General features: G+C 46.2%; 12 protein-coding genes and 1 riboswitch. Of the genes, 8 read left to right on the top strand and 4 right to left on the bottom strand.

The window, feature by feature from the left end; genetic code table 11:
* Positions 1–26 precede the first annotated feature (26 nt).
* Positions 27–177, top strand: a riboswitch (SAM riboswitch).
* 313 nt (positions 178–490) lie between these two features.
* Entirely contained in the window at positions 491–1693 is a 1203-nt protein-coding gene (gene metK / locus CVD19_RS06400) for a methionine adenosyltransferase (protein ID WP_101581027.1), read from the top strand.
* A gap of 244 nt (positions 1694–1937) precedes the next feature.
* Positions 1938–3842 carry an asparagine synthase (glutamine-hydrolyzing) gene (gene asnB, locus CVD19_RS06395; RefSeq protein WP_101581026.1) on the top strand — a complete coding sequence of 635 codons (1905 nt, stop codon included), beginning with the start codon at positions 1938–1940 and terminating at the stop codon, positions 3840–3842.
* Here the strand turns inward: asnB and CVD19_RS06390 are convergent.
* Entirely contained in the window at positions 3839–4705 is an 867-nt protein-coding gene (locus CVD19_RS06390; RefSeq protein WP_257985048.1) for a C39 family peptidase, read from the bottom strand. The two genes, asnB and CVD19_RS06390, sit on opposite strands and share 4 nt — an antisense overlap.
* Before the next feature lie 140 nt (positions 4706–4845).
* A complete protein-coding gene (locus CVD19_RS06385) occupies positions 4846–5382 on the bottom strand; it encodes a gamma carbonic anhydrase (RefSeq protein WP_101581025.1) in 537 nt (178 codons plus the stop codon).
* Positions 5383–5527: 145 nt separating this feature from the next.
* Between CVD19_RS06385 and CVD19_RS06380 the strand changes: the two genes are divergently transcribed.
* Both CVD19_RS06380 and CVD19_RS06375 read left to right on the top strand, forming a co-directional pair.
* Positions 5528–6331 (top strand): alpha/beta hydrolase, encoded by an 804-nt coding sequence (locus CVD19_RS06380; protein WP_101581024.1) that lies wholly within the window; start codon positions 5528–5530, stop codon positions 6329–6331.
* 14 nt (positions 6332–6345) lie between these two features.
* Positions 6346–7458 (top strand): tetraprenyl-beta-curcumene synthase family protein, encoded by a 1113-nt coding sequence (locus CVD19_RS06375; RefSeq protein WP_101581023.1) that lies wholly within the window; start codon positions 6346–6348, stop codon positions 7456–7458.
* Between the two features lie 53 nt (positions 7459–7511).
* On the opposite strand, the gene CVD19_RS06370 is transcribed toward CVD19_RS06375, so the two are convergent.
* Both CVD19_RS06370 and CVD19_RS06365 read right to left on the bottom strand, forming a co-directional pair.
* Positions 7512–8084, bottom strand: coding sequence for a class I SAM-dependent methyltransferase (locus CVD19_RS06370; RefSeq protein WP_101581022.1), 573 nt, complete (start codon positions 8082–8084; stop codon positions 7512–7514).
* Positions 8084–9103: a TIGR01212 family radical SAM protein gene (locus CVD19_RS06365; protein ID WP_101581021.1), complete on the bottom strand. Its 1020-nt coding sequence runs from the start codon at positions 9101–9103 to the stop codon at positions 8084–8086. The genes CVD19_RS06370 and CVD19_RS06365 overlap by 1 nt, the downstream gene beginning before the upstream one ends.
* 187 nt (positions 9104–9290) lie before the next feature.
* Here CVD19_RS06365 and CVD19_RS06360 point away from each other — a divergent pair, with 187 nt between their 5' ends.
* The 4 genes from CVD19_RS06360 to CVD19_RS06345 all read left to right on the top strand — a co-directional run bounded on the left by CVD19_RS06360 (position 9291) and on the right by CVD19_RS06345 (position 13372).
* On the top strand, positions 9291–9554 hold the full coding sequence (locus CVD19_RS06360) for a YtzC family protein (RefSeq protein ID WP_101581020.1): 264 nt from the start codon (positions 9291–9293) through the stop codon (positions 9552–9554).
* A gap of 396 nt (positions 9555–9950) precedes the next feature.
* Positions 9951–10919: a hypothetical protein gene (locus tag CVD19_RS06355; RefSeq protein ID WP_101581019.1), complete on the top strand. Its 969-nt coding sequence runs from the start codon at positions 9951–9953 to the stop codon at positions 10917–10919.
* Between the two features lie 2 nt (positions 10920–10921).
* On the top strand, positions 10922–11368 hold the full coding sequence (locus CVD19_RS06350) for a cytochrome c maturation protein CcmE (protein ID WP_101581018.1): 447 nt from the start codon (positions 10922–10924) through the stop codon (positions 11366–11368).
* Between the two features lie 21 nt (positions 11369–11389).
* Complete coding sequence (locus tag CVD19_RS06345; protein ID WP_180953543.1) at positions 11390–13372, top strand: heme lyase CcmF/NrfE family subunit; 1983 nt, start codon at positions 11390–11392, stop codon at positions 13370–13372.
* Positions 13373–13374 lie beyond the last annotated feature (2 nt).

Raw genomic sequence — 13374 nt, 5'->3', positions numbered from 1 at the left:
ATATGATTTTGTTTTGAACGGATACTCTCTTATCCCGAGCTGGTGGAGGGACAGGCCCTATGAAACCCAGCAACCTGCCAACATTGCATATGACTGCAGATTCAACCGTGATTCCTGGTCATTGCCGAGGCAAAGGTGCTAACCTGACGCAAGGTGGAAGTCCTTGAACGATAAGAGCGAAAGGCGCGAATTTGATTTTTACACCTTTCCTCAGACTGGAAAGGTTTTTTGCTGTTTTCTGAGTACGAATCTTTTTGTAAATGGCATAAGAAAAGTATAGCGTCTGAACGTAAACGCAGTTACTTCTGTTTTCCTTGCTTCATGGGCAGGATGGACATGAAGCAGCTCTGTGGAAATACAACGATTGCGTCAATTTTTCTAATAAAAACTCTGCGTTTATTTCATACTACATAGGGAATGAGTACCGTATCAATCTGAGGTTTAGCCATGTGATAACCTCTTGTTATTTTATAAATGAGGAGGAAAATCAATGTCGACAAGACGCCGTTTGTTCACTTCTGAATCAGTGACGGAAGGCCATCCGGACAAAATTTGTGACCAGATCTCTGATGCAATCCTGGATGCCATTTTAGCGAAGGATGCAAATGCCCGTGTTGCTGCAGAAACTTCTGTCACTACTGGCCTCGTGCTGGTGGCGGGAGAAATCACGACTTCTACATACGTAGATATCCCAAAAATTGTCCGGAAGACAGTCAAAAATATTGGCTACACACGTGCCAAGTACGGTTTCGACGCAGAAACATGTGCGGTTTTGACTTCTATTGATGAACAATCGCCTGATATCGCGATGGGGGTAGACCAGGCGCTTGAGGCCCGGGAAGGCCAAATGACCGACGAACAAATCGAAGCGATTGGTGCCGGGGATCAGGGGCTCATGTTCGGTTTTGCCTGCAATGAAACAAAAGAACTAATGCCATTGCCAATCTCATTGGCCCATAAGCTTTCCCGCCGTTTGACTGAGGTGCGTAAGGAAGAAATCCTGCCATACCTCCGCCCGGATGGAAAGACTCAGGTGACTGTTGAATATGACGAAAATGACAAGCCTGTACGGATTGATACAATTGTCATCTCTACCCAGCACCACCCTGAAATCTCTCTTGAGCAGATTCAGCGCAACCTGAAGGAGCACGTCATCAACCCGGTCGTCCCTGCGGAACTGATTGATGAGAATACTAAATATTTCATTAACCCGACAGGCCGGTTCGTCATTGGCGGACCTCAAGGGGATGCCGGGCTGACGGGCCGGAAAATCATTGTCGACACATATGGAGGATATGCCCGCCACGGTGGAGGAGCGTTCTCCGGCAAGGATCCGACAAAGGTTGACCGTTCTGCTGCATATGCAGCGCGCTATGTTGCAAAAAACATCGTCGCTGCAGGACTTGCTGAAAAAGTGGAAGTCCAGCTTGCATACGCGATTGGCGTAGCCCGCCCGGTCTCGATCTCTGTGGATACATTCGGCACTGGCAAGGTTACCGAGGATGTCTTGATTGATGTCGTCAGTAAAAACTTTGACCTTCGTCCGGCAGGGATCATCAGGATGCTTGACCTGCGCAGGCCGATTTATAAGCAGACAGCTGCCTATGGGCATTTCGGCCGCACAGACGTTGACCTCCCATGGGAACGTACCGATAAAGCTGATGCATTGCGCCAGCAGGCCTTAAACCAATAATTTTTAACTGGGAGTTACATTTTTATGTAACTCCCGTTTTTAATTTTTCGTCATATATAAGATACGGTTTGTCTGTTGTAAAAGCAGGTAATATATAGCGTTACCTGTTTTTTCCGCAGAATTTTTTGACTCGCCACTGCCAATCTATTACGATTAGTGGTAGTATTAGATAGTATGTTTTTGATGAGGATTGTCATAAACAAAGTGAATAAATTTTTTTGAAATGGAGTAGGTGAAGTACATAATGTGTGGCTTTATCGGTTGTGTACATGAAAAAGCACAGGAATACAGCAGTGAACAAAAACAGCTGTTTAAAAATATGAATGATATCATTACTCATCGTGGCCCTGATGATGATGGCTATTTTTATGATGAGCATATCCAGTTCGGCTTCCGCCGCCTCAGCATCATTGACATCGAGTGCGGACACCAGCCGCTCACTTATGAAAATGAACGCTATTGGATCATTTTCAACGGGGAAGTGTACAACTATGTAGAACTTCGAGAAGAATTGATCCGGGAGGGGTTGTCATTCGCAACACACTCTGATACAGAAGTCATTATTGCCCTGTACAGTCATCTGAAGGAAAAGTCAGTCGAAAAACTGCGCGGGATGTTTGCTTTCGTTATCTGGGACAAGGAGGAGCAGGTTCTGTTTGGCGCCAGGGATCCATTTGGAATCAAGCCGTTCTTTTACTACGACGACAAGGAAAGGACTTTCTTTGGATCCGAGAAGAAGAGCATCCTCCATGCCCTTGAAAATGATGTGCTGGATTATCAGTCTCTCCAGCACTATTTAACGTACCAGTTCGTCCCTGAGCCTGACACTATGTCCGAAGGAATAAAAAAGCTTGAGCCAGGACATTTTTTCACAAAAAAACTAGGCGCTCCAATGAACATCCAGAGGTACTGGAAAGCGCACTTCCAGCCGGTGCAAAAATCGGAGGCCCATTTCATCAAGGAAATTAAGGATGTACTATTTGATTCAGTAAAAATGCATATGCGCAGTGACGTGCCCGTTGGATCGTTCCTTTCCGGCGGAATTGACTCTTCGATCATTGCTTCGATCGCAAAGGAATTCCATCCAGCCATCAAGACTTTTTCCGTCGGTTTCGAAAGGAACGGCTTCAGTGAAATTGATGTGGCGAAGGAAACAGCCGACAAGCTAGGCGTCGAGAATATCAGCTATGTGATCACCCCGGAAGAGTACATGAAAGAACTTCCAAAAATCATGTGGCATATGGACGATCCTCTTGCCGACCCGGCGTGTGTCCCGCTTTATTTTGTAGCCCGCGAAGCGCGAAAGCATGTCACTGTCGTCCTGTCCGGTGAAGGGGCAGATGAATTGTTCGGCGGCTATAATATTTACCGCGAACCGCAGGATCTGGAAGTATTCAACAAAATTCCCGAGGCAGGGAAATCGCTCCTTAGAGGCATAGCGAAAATAATGCCTGAGGGAATGAAGGGCAAGAGCTTCATCGAACGTGGCGTGACCCCAATGGAGGAACGCTATATCGGCAACGCCAAAATGTTTACCGAGAATGAGAAGCGCGAGCTGTTGAATGTTTATCAGGACGGTGTTCAATATACGGATATCACAAAACCGTTATATCAGGAAAGCAGAGGCTATGACCCGGTAGACCAGATGCAGTATATTGACATCCATACGTGGATGCGCGGGGATATCCTGTTGAAAGCAGATAAAATGACAATGGCCCATTCACTGGAGCTGCGCGTTCCGTTCCTTGATAAAGTGGTGTTCGAAACAGCTTCGAAGATACCAACGAGCCTAAAAACTGCGGATGGCACGACAAAGTATATTTTGCGGAAAGCTGCAGAGGGGATTGTGCCAGACCACGTCCTTAACCGTAAAAAGCTGGGCTTTCCTGTTCCAATCCGCCACTGGCTGAAGGACGAAATGCATGATTGGGCGAAAAACACAATCCGCGAAAGCAACACTGACCATTTAATCAATAAACAATATGTATTGCGGCTGCTTGAAGACCACTGCCAGAACAAAGGCGATTACAGCCGGAAAATATGGACCGTTCTTATGTTCATGGTATGGCATGATGTGTATGCCGAAAAAAAATACTCCTTCCAGGAGGAGTATGAAGCGAAAAAATCATTGCAGGCGACTCAAGGCTAATGAGGAAGGTAGGTGATCGCCTGCCTTCCCATCTGCACCCATGATTCTTCGAAATCAGCGATGGGTGCTTTTTTATTTTTTTCGCCGGTAAGAGGGTCATTAAAATATATGGATTGTCCGTCGTACCCGGTAAGCAATACCGAATGTTCCTTGTAGGTAACCTTGATTTCCCCATCTGGGGTTTGCCAAGTCTGAAAAGCAGTTTCCGGCAGTTTTTTGAACTGTATATTCGTGATGACCCAGACCGGCCGTCCTTCAGAAAGATGGTTTTTAATTTCCTGCAGTTCAGAACCGGTTAAATCGGCAATTCTTCCGGGAAGATACTGGTCTGCCAGTTCTTTGATTGGAACATGGTAAACTCCAAGGCCGGGTTCACTGAAAGTATACATATTGCCTACAAACCCTTTATTTGGATCTCCAAAATAAATTTCGCCGCCTTCTGCCTTGTATGTTTCAGGATTTTTTTTAACTTTTTCGGCAAGGATCATTTTATCAACAGAAATGCCCGCATGCTGAAGAAGCATCGTCAGGCTGGTCACTTCACAGCCCCGCGGAAGCTCCGGCATTTGGGAAATTGCCGGTGCATCGATCAGTGCGTGGTCCTTGATTTCAATGATCGGCACCGGCTGGCTATGCTCAACAAATGTTTCTGTTTCAACAGCCGGCGGATAAGCCCATTGTTTGACAGAAACAACGGCCCTTGCGACACGGCCGCTTTCTTCAATGTCTGGCAGAAAAAACGCCATCACAAGCAGGAATACCGCATAAAACGTAATCGCAGCTTTCAGGAGATGTCCGCTGTTTCTTAGGAGAAGAAACAGCGAGAGCGATAAAAATCCGATTAAAATATATAATAAAGTCAAATATATCACCTTTAAGGCCTTGTTTGATGATGTCTTAAACAGGCAATCATTATATATTTATATCGGCTTTTTGCAGCGAATGTTAAGCGGGATTCATCACGAAAAAAGGCATATAATGCCATTTTTGGGGTAAAGTTCGATTAGCCGGTACTTTGTCCGCCATTTTTCGTTTGCACGCTTTTATATGATTTCGCTTTTTCAACATATTCCCGTGATATTCGTTCCATATCTGCAATATCTTCTCTTGTAAGCTCACGGACCACTTTTGCCGGCCTTCCGAAAGCAAGAGTATTAGGCGGGATTTTTTTTCCCTGGGGGACAAGGCTGCCTGCACCGATAAATGCCCCCTCACCGATTTCAGCACCGTCCAGGACAATCGCTCCCATGCCGATCAATGCTTGTTTCCTGACGATGCAGCTGTGAAGAATGACCTGGTGCCCAACTGTCACCTCATCCTCAAGGATAAGCGGATTGCCAGGGCTCTGGTGCAGGGTTGAATTGTCCTGGACGTTCACACGGTTGCCGATCATCACAGGCGCTACATCACCCCGAATGACACAGTTAAACCAGATGCTGGATTCTTCACCGATTTCGACATCACCGGTGATTGTAACGTAATCTGCGATAAAGGCTGACTCAGCAATTTTAGGTAATTTACCATTATACGGGTAAATCATTTGCCCACTCTCCCACGAAAAAAATGATATTAGTATTTTGTGCAGTGTAAAATTAATGCTTTTAACTTGCACAGTGCGCAGCGCGTCAAGTTAATTATATATTATTTAGAAAACAGTGAAAGTTAAATGGCAGGAGGAAGAAATGATGTGGAAATGGGAAGCAGAAGGTGAGGCAAAGGCGGTTATCGTAATGGTGCATGGTGCTCTTGAGCATCATCGCAGATATGGATGGCTGATTGAAATGTGGCGCTCATCAGGCTTTCATGTCATCATGGGGGATTTGCCCGGGCAAGGGCTGACAACAAGGGCAAATCGCGGCCATATTGATTCCTTTGACGAGTATTTGAATGAAGTAAAGGACTGGGTCCATGCCGCCTACGAATTTGAATTGCCAGTATTTTTGCTTGGCCACAGTATGGGAGGACTGGTGGCAATCAGGCTTCTCCAGGAAGCCAATCTTAATTTGGCAGGAGTCATCCTGTCATCTCCATGCCTTGGGCTTGTAGCGGCTCCGTCAAAGTTCAAGTATATGCTTTCGCATATCTTGAATGTCTTTATGCCCGCGTTCAGAATGCCGGCGGGCATTACGGTCGATATGGCCACCCGCAACCAGGACGTACGGGACGCTGATGCGAATGATTCACTTTACGTCACTAAAGTATCAGTGAGGTGGTACAGGGAGTTGGCGGCAGCGATGAAGCTTGCATTTGCCAGCCTGGATAAGGTGCGGGACGTGCCGATGCTCTTGATGCAGGCCGGAGATGATAGGATTGTCAATAAACATGCGGTAAAAGAATGGTTCAATCAAGCCCCGCAGTCAGAAAAACGGTATAAAGAATGGCCGAAATGCTATCATGAAATTTTTAATGAGCCTGAACGGGAAGAAGTGTTTGAATACGCGAAGGATTTTGTTTTGAGCCAGTTAAAAGCAATTGGCTATGCTTATTAAGGAAGGAGCCATCTATGTCGATTCCATCAAAGCCGTTGAGCTTAATGTACCATGTATACAGAAAAGTGCTTCCTGAAGTCAACCGCGAGATCCAAAGGTGGAAGCGCAGGGCTGGGATGATACCCAATCCCGAATTGAGAAAGCAGGCTCTGGCAAGCATTGAACTAAAGGCGTTTCATTGTGAAGGAGGCGCAATCTTCAGCCTGGCAGCACTGGAAAACAGCAGCGATGCAATCCGCTTTATCGTAGCCTATCAAACGATCAGTGATTATTTAGATAATTTGTGCGACAGAAGCACATCACATGATCCGGCTGATTTTGCGGCTCTCCACGAAGGGATGTCCGATGCTTTGTCACTTGGCGCGGCGTCTGGGACCTATTACCGGGAACGGCTGGACCGGGATGACGGAGGGTATTTATCCGAACTGGTTCAGACGTGCAGAAGCGTGTTAAAAAAAATTGAGCACTTTAACTCTATCAGCGAGCATTTGATGGAGCTGTGCCGACTCTATTGTGATCTGCAAGTCCACAAACACGTCGTCGTAAACGACAGGGTGCCAAGACTGAAGAGCTGGTTCGAAAACCACCGCTCGATCATTCCTGATATGGAATGGTACGAGTTTTCGGCATGTACAGGCTCTACCCTTGGGATCTTTTGCCTGGTATCTTATGCGATGAGGGAGGATTTTCGTCCGGAGCTTGCCGCAACAATCAAGAGCGGCTATTTTCCTTACATACAGGGGCTGCACATCCTGCTTGATTATTTAATCGACCAGGAGGAAGACCGAGCAGGGGGAGACCTGAATTTCTGCACTTATTACGAAAATGAGGAAAGGCTGTTTGAAAGGCTGAAGCATTTTATTGACAACGCTGATCTTCACACCTCCAAGCTTCCTCACAGAAAATTTCACCGACTGATCAACAGGGGTCTGCTTGGAGTATATTTATCAGATGCCAAGGTCCGCAGCCAGCGAAAAGTCAGAAAACTGGCGGTACAGATGATTAAGCAGGGAGGGGCGGCCAGCTATTTTTTTTACTTCAATGGTCTGATTTACCGCTCTGTGCAAAGATGGAGCCCTGCCGGATTGATGAGGACAATCATGGGCTTGCTGGTGCCGGGGAGATAGTTACTGTCGTCAACATATATAGAGGGGCTGGGAGGGCCAGCCCCACTTTTCATTTATCTTTTCTCAATCGCGACCACGAACGGCGGATTGTTTTTTTGATTTATAAACTGGTATTGCAGGACATGGACGAGGTTCTGGTCCAGGGTTCTTACATACTTGAGAAGGTAATCGCGTTCTACAGCACCTTCAGGATGGCCATGGTAGATGACGAGCACGATTATTCCCCCTGGTTCCAACAGATGGATCAGCTGGTCGACTGCTGCAATGGTTGTTTTTGGCGCCGTGACCACCTTTTTGTCACCGCCTGGCAAATAACCCAGATTAAATACTGCGCCTGAAATTTTCCCATGATGCAAGGGAGGAATACATTCGGCAATTTGTTCATGTCCATTACAAAAGAGGGTGGCCCTGTCAATCATGCCATGCTGAATCAATTTGGACTTGGTCGACAACAGCGCTTCATCCTGGATGTCAAAGCCGTAAACCCTCCCTGACGGACCAACGAGATTGGCTAAAAACAGTGTGTCGTGGCCATTTCCAATTGTTGCATCAACCGCAATATCACCGGGCTGTACGGCTTTTTCTAAAAGGCTTCTCGCGAATGGCAGGATTCTGTCAAGTTTCATCAGTTCACCTCAACCTTGTCGCTAATTTCCCGGAAGAAACAAGATCTGTTTGCAACATTTGCCTCTGGACAGTTATTACGGAAATATTTTCCCTGCATGCTGCCCCTTCTTTTAAGCTCAGCATCAATCGCGTTCAAAACTTGCCATTTGTTGACGCTCCACATCGGCCCCACCATTAAGTCAATCGGTCCATCGCCGGTAATCCGGTGCACAATCATTTCAGGAGGGAGTATTTCCAGCTGGTCGCATACAAGATGTACATACTCATCGAATGACAGGAATTGAAGCATTCCTTTTTCGTACTGTTTCACCATAGGCGTACCTTTTAGAAGATGCAGCAAGTGGATTTTGATTCCCTGCACATCCAATTTTGCAACCTCCCGAGCTGTTTCCATCATCATTTCAGGGGTTTCAAGCGGAAGCCCATTGATGATGTGTGTACAAATGCGGATTCCGTGCTTGCGGAGCTTATTCACCCCCTGGATATAGCATTCAAAATCATGCGCCCTATTGATGAGGAGGGCTGTCCGTTCATGGACTGTCTGGAGGCCAAGTTCCACCCACAAATATGTTCTTTCATTTAGTTCGGCAAGATATTCTACGACATCATCCGGAAGGCAATCCGGCCTCGTGGCAATTGACAGGCCTACGACTCCATCCTGTTTCAGTACAGTCTCGTATTTTTCCCTTAAAGCTTCAACTGGGGCATGGGTGTTTGTGTATGCCTGGAAATAGGCCATGTATTTGCCGTCCTTCCATTTCGTGTGCATCTTGTTCTTGATGTTCAGGAATTGGGTATCGAGGTCCTCAGCCCGGTTGCCGGCAAAATCCCCTGAACCAGCGGCACTGCAAAAAGTACAGCCGCCGTGTGCCACTGTCCCATCCCTGTTCGGGCAATCAAAGCCTCCATCCAATGCCACTTTAAACACTTTATGTCCAAATGTGTGGCGGAGGTGATAATTCCACGTATGGTATCGTTTCTCATCTGCTGCATACGGAAAAGGGTTGATCCGGTTCAATTCAGTACCCTCCTTGCTTACGTTTAAAAAGGAAATCATATTATTTTATCATGAGGAATGCCCATATCCAATGGAAATCAATAATGGAAGCATCTAGCAAGCAGGAAAAGTGATAGAAATGCTGATGTGAAACACAATAGAACTGAAGCCTCTAATCGCTTCATTCAGAATTCAAGGAGGGTTTGCATTGGCGACTCGTCAGTCTGTAGATGACCTTCTCCATCGTTGTGACCTGGCAATCCAAAATGCAGAGGAAGAATACAATGAGTCAAGCAGGCAGGAGCAATACAATGGCCTGGACTACACGGATACGCTTCAGACGCTTGAAGCAGCCTACAATGATCTGACCAGGCTTGCTGCCAGCTGTAATGCAGAGCAGCGTGACAGGCTTCACAGGATGAGGCTGAGGCTCCAGCAGACGCAGAACCGCATGATTTTACTTGATCAATAATTGGCAAGGCCCGGTTCCCCAAAGGAATATGGGCCTTGCCATCTTTTTTGCGGCAATTTTGAGTTATTGTAAATGATGCGGTAAACCGGGTTTTCACTATTTATATAGTCGTTCACAAAACGGTTAAAACTTGGTGAATTTCTGTGATTATAATCACAGATTGAACGTGTTTATAAATGGTTTAAATAAAGTAGATTAAAAATGCATTTTATTTTTATATTGTCCATATCTGCTTTTAGATAACCTCTGCCCGAAGTCGAGTCACGGTAAAAGTCATACTAACCGGCTTCATGGGCACCCAAATAAGTGTGCTTGTGAAAATATTCACGAAATCGTCAAATTTACCGGACTGACCCGAAACGAAATAGCATATGTGCTGGAGAGGATGTTTCAACAATGAAAAAAATAGCGCTATCCTGGTCCATGATCATTTGCCTCCTCGCCGCCGTCCCCGGGCTGGCAAGTGCGGAAAATCATCAAAATGCCTTGCAGATGGAGGAATTGACCATCCAGGTGATGCCGGAATTTTCTTACCACCCGAAGGATAAAAAGAAAAACAGGCCGCCGCTTTTGGTCGGTTACCACGTATCACTTAAAAACAACACAGACAAGCCGCAAAAAGGCCAGATTGAAGTACCGATTCCTATCAAGGACAAAAACTTCCGGATTGGATATGTCGCTGATTATTCGCTGGACCTGACAGAAATGAACGAAATCAATTACCAACTTGACAAGCAAAAAGGCACTATTTCATGGGAGACGAGCGAGGAAATCAAGCCGGAGGAAATTTATAAATTTGTGATTGAGTTTTACACTGACAGCATCAACGAAAGCAAGGACAGTAAAACACTTGATTATAAATTCGAAAGCTTTGCGGACACAGCATTGTTGAACCTGATTTTTGTGGAGCCGCTCAAGACCGACAGCTTTACCCTTAAGCCCGAGGCTGAATCCCACCAGAAAAATACTTACAATATGAACATGTTTTTGTACCAGGCCCAGGGGATGAAGCCGGGGGAAAAGAAGGAAATCCAGCTGAAGTACAAACGGGCAGAAACAAGAACGACCGGCGAAATCATGGATGACAAGGCTGGTGAATCTGCCAAACAAACAAATACGACGAACAACGAGGAAAAAATGCCACTCTGGATTGTTGTCTCCGTAGTGGGCGGAGTTACAGCAGTTGCAGCAGTCCTCCTGATCTTCGTGCTGAGGAGTCGCGCTAATCAATCCGGGAAGAAGGACAAATCCCAACAGCAAACAACTGAAAACGTGAAAAAAACAAAGCTCCGTTCGATGCTTTTGGATGGAAGGGTAACTGAAGAGGAATACAACGCATTATTGAAAAAGCTTGGAGGCCAGTAATTATGTCAAAAAATAAAAAAATCATGGCCGGGTTAGTACTGGCTGCAGCTGCAATCATGATCATGCTGTTCTCGACGATGCCGAGCGCCGGAAGCAAAGAGATTACAATCGCCGACCTGGTTGAAAACAGTGATAAATTTGACGGTGACTATGTGATGACCCAGGGCCTTTTAAAGAAAGAATCAATAAAGTGGGATGCCGACAAGCTTGAACTCCGCTTTGACATATATGAAGAAGGCAAAGGCAGCCTTCCTGTGTTTTATAAAGGCGTCAAGCCGGATAACTTCTCGGATGGCGTGATTGTCATTGTCGAGGGCTTTATTAAAGAAAACGGCGTATTTGAAGCTGAAAAAGTACAGACTAAATGCCCTTCCAAATATGAGGGCGAAGACATGAAGAACTACGACACTGAAATGCACAAGGAAATCTTCCATGGCAAACAGGATTAAAACAGATGGGTGGTTATCTGCATGTATTTGATCGGAAATATTGCTCTCTATCTCGGAATTGCTATATCGGCCTACGCACTAGTCGCCAATATCATTGGGCTTAAAAATCGGAGCAACAAGTGGCTGGAAAGTGCAAGAGGAGGAATTTTATCACTGGTTTTTGTGTCAAGCATCGCCTCATTCCTGCTGCTCTATCTGCTCGGAACAAGCCGGTTCCAATATAAATATGTTGCGTTGTACACGAATGAGAGCTTGCCGCTAGTGTATAAGCTGACAGCCTTCTGGGCAGGAAATGCCGGCTCTTTGATGTTATGGGCTTTCCTGCTTTGCATTTACGCTGGCATACTCGTATTTTCGAAAGAAAAAAGAAATGCGATGATGCCTTACGTATCCAGCATTTTGCTTTTAAACATATTATTCTTTTTCATTGTCATGGCCCTTAATGCCAACCCGTTTGAAATGACAGATAAAGTGCCCGCAGACGGCAAAGGGCTGAATCCGATGCTTCAAAATCCTGGCATGGTCATTCATCCGGTGACCCTTTATATGGGTTATGTCGGGCTTGCTGTCCCGTTCGCATTTGGCATCGCGGCACTGGTCATGAAAAGGATGGATGCTGAGTGGATCAAGCTTACAAGGCGCTGGACACTGACAGCATGGCTATTTTTGACCATCGGAAACATCGTCGGCGGCTGGTGGGCCTACCTCGAGCTCGGATGGGGCGGCTACTGGGCATGGGATCCGGTTGAGAACGCATCGTTTCTGCCGTGGCTGACCGTATCTGCGTTCCTGCACTCGGTCATGATCCAGGAAAGGAAGAACATGCTGAAAACATGGAATGTCAGCCTGATCATCCTGTCATATATTTTATCGCTATTTGGAACCTTCCTTGTGAGAAGCGGCATTTTAACAAGTGTCCATGCTTTCGGGGACAGCAATCTGGGCACTTATTTCCTTGTTTTCATGGCGTTCATGATGCTTTTGTCCATCTATATCGTGATGTCGAGGTACCAGCTCATTAAAAAAGAAAGCAATCCAATCGAATCCTATTTTTCAAAGGAAAGCAGCTTTTTGTTAAACAACCTAATCCTCATCGCTGCTGCTTTCGCGGTATTCTGGGGAACGATGTACCCACTTATATCTGAATCCGTTACAGGTACAAAAGTAAACGTCGGGGCACCGTATTTTAACAAGGTCATGGCGCCAATCATGCTTGCACTGATCGTGCTGATGGCAATTTGCCCTTTGATTGCGTGGCAGAAGGCGGCTGTTGAAATTTTTTTAAAAAACAGCGTGTGGCCTTATGCATCAGGGGTGCTGGCCGCAGTAGTGCTGCTGTCATTGGGAGTTAAAGGGATATACGCAATTATTGGACTGTCCGCAACTGCATACATGCTTGCGACACATTTGCAGGAATTTGCGCGCGGCATGCAGGCACGGATGAAGGCGACAAGGGAAAATGTATTGCAGGCAGCTCTCAAGCTGACGTTGAAAAACCAGCGCAGATACGGTGGCTATCTTGTCCACATCGGGGTTGCGGTATTGGCTGTCGGGGTAATATCTTCCCACGCCTATTCCGATGAAGTTTTGAAAACGGTCGACAAAGGGCAGAGCTTCCAAATCGGTGAGTATGAGCTGACATTCAACAGCATGACCGAGCATAGCAAAAACGGCAACGGGATCGTCGTCGCGAACGTGGACGCAAAATATAAAGGTAAAAGCATTGGAACAATCAAACCCGAAAAAATCTTTTATGAAACATGGCCTGAGCCATCGACTGAAGTGGCAATCAAGACGCATTGGTCTGAAGACCTTTATGTTGTCCTAAGTTCATGGGAGAACAAAGAAAAAGCCACATTCCTTGTCAAAGTAAATCCGTTTGTCAGCTGGATTTGGGCGGGGGGAATCATCATGATGGCCGGAACGGCGTTGGCCCTTTTTGGAGGCAGGACGGTTCCCTTCCGGTTGGCATACAGTTCAAGCGTTAACGTACAGGGAAGGTGATT

It is taken from the genome of Bacillus sp. T33-2 (assembly GCF_002860205.1).
GTDB lineage: Bacteria > Bacillota > Bacilli > Bacillales > Cytobacillaceae > T33-2.
This window is presented reverse-complemented; position numbering and strand designations above follow the sequence as displayed.

Bases quoted from the DNA above. Each gene is read 5' to 3' on its own strand.
- asnB (WP_101581026.1), top strand. From the start codon at position 1,938: ATGTGTGGCTTTATCGGTTGTGTACATGAAAAAGCACAGGAATACAGC.
- CVD19_RS06355 (WP_101581019.1), top strand. From the start codon at position 9,951: ATGAAAAAAATAGCGCTATCCTGGTCCATGATCATTTGCCTCCTCGCC.
- CVD19_RS06350 (WP_101581018.1), top strand. From the start codon at position 10,922: ATGTCAAAAAATAAAAAAATCATGGCCGGGTTAGTACTGGCTGCAGCT.
- CVD19_RS06385 (WP_101581025.1), bottom strand. From the start codon at position 5,382: ATGATTTACCCGTATAATGGTAAATTACCTAAAATTGCTGAGTCAGCC.
- CVD19_RS06380 (WP_101581024.1), top strand. From the start codon at position 5,528: ATGTGGAAATGGGAAGCAGAAGGTGAGGCAAAGGCGGTTATCGTAATG.
- metK (WP_101581027.1), top strand. From the start codon at position 491: ATGTCGACAAGACGCCGTTTGTTCACTTCTGAATCAGTGACGGAAGGC.
- CVD19_RS06375 (WP_101581023.1), top strand. From the start codon at position 6,346: ATGTCGATTCCATCAAAGCCGTTGAGCTTAATGTACCATGTATACAGA.
- CVD19_RS06345 (WP_180953543.1), top strand. From the start codon at position 11,390: ATGTATTTGATCGGAAATATTGCTCTCTATCTCGGAATTGCTATATCG.
- CVD19_RS06370 (WP_101581022.1), bottom strand. From the start codon at position 8,084: ATGAAACTTGACAGAATCCTGCCATTCGCGAGAAGCCTTTTAGAAAAA.